Here is a 436-nt window from a genome sequence, read left to right as displayed (position 1 = left end):
GTGGAGGTGGCTAAATCTGCCCGCAGAGCCTTTCCCTTTCCCGTGCGGGCTCTTCACGTGGACTCCACCAGCTTTCACGTCCACGGGGTGTACGGGAGCGGGGAAGAGGGCCAGACCGATACGGGGGACGAGCCCCTGGTCATCCGCCTCACCCACGGCTACAGCCGGGACCACCGCCCAGACCTCAAGCAGTGGGTGATGAACCTGATCTGCGCCGATACCGGGGGGATTCCCCTGCTCTTCGCTCCTGGGGATGGGAACCAGTCGGATCAGGAGGCCTTGGTTCCCCTGCTGGCGCGCTACCGCCAGGGCCTGGAACTGGGGGAGGTGGTGGTGCTGGACGGGGCCAGCTACAGCCAGGAGAACCTGGGGGCCCTGCGTGGGTTCTCCTGGGTCATGCGGGTGCCGGCCACCCTAAAGGAGGCCAGGGCCCTGC

Annotated in this window: 1 protein-coding gene; it reads left to right on the top strand. The window is 67.2% G+C overall.

All coding sequences use genetic code 11. From position 1 onward, the window contains the following. On the top strand, nt 1-436 hold a 436-nt coding region (locus tag L0D17_RS13300; protein WP_243095716.1), incomplete at both ends, for an IS1634 family transposase.

Source organism: Thermus thalpophilus (assembly GCF_022760915.1).
Taxonomy (GTDB): Bacteria; Deinococcota; Deinococci; order Deinococcales; family Thermaceae; genus Thermus; species Thermus thalpophilus.
The sequence above is the reverse complement of the archived record's forward strand: the minus strand, read 5'-3'. Positions and strand labels throughout refer to the sequence as shown.